Here is a 418-nt window from a genome sequence, read left to right as displayed (position 1 = left end):
GTGCGCAATCTAGTGATTTAGTAAACAAAAGGTTTGCGCTGCCAACATGTCCCCGAAGCTCAGGTTCGCCGGGATTAGGATCATTCCGGTAGTTATAAAGAAGGCGGTATCCGTCAGCTTCATCGTGAACCAACGCCGCAGTGATACCGTTGGAGCCTGATTGATGTGTCTTCAATCGCACTCTAATCTTGTCCCAAGTTTGACAAATATATACATCGGCTTGCCAAGAGCGAATCGGATTTCCTTCGGTGTCCAGTGTTGTTCCAGTGCACTGCCACTCTCCCGACAGATCAGGAACTTTTAGATATTTAACTGCCCAGCGCCATTTCCAAACTGTCTTATTGAATAGAGCGTACAGCAGAGCAAAAACTATACCTGCGCCAATTAGTGACAGGGCTGTCGGTGGAAGATTTACAGG

Annotated in this window: 1 protein-coding gene; it reads right to left on the bottom strand. The window is 47.4% G+C overall.

The features are described 5' to 3' along the window. Positions 1–418, bottom strand: a 418-nt coding sequence (locus KMS84_RS43960; protein WP_256921356.1) for a Cap15 family cyclic dinucleotide receptor domain-containing protein, incomplete at both ends; no start/stop codon positions are given.

The organism is Streptomyces hilarionis (genome assembly GCF_024539675.1).
Classification (GTDB): Bacteria; Actinomycetota; Actinomycetes; order Streptomycetales; family Streptomycetaceae; genus Streptomyces; species Streptomyces hilarionis.
Note: the sequence above shows the minus strand (reverse complement) of the source record. Positions and strands in the feature narration are given on the sequence as shown.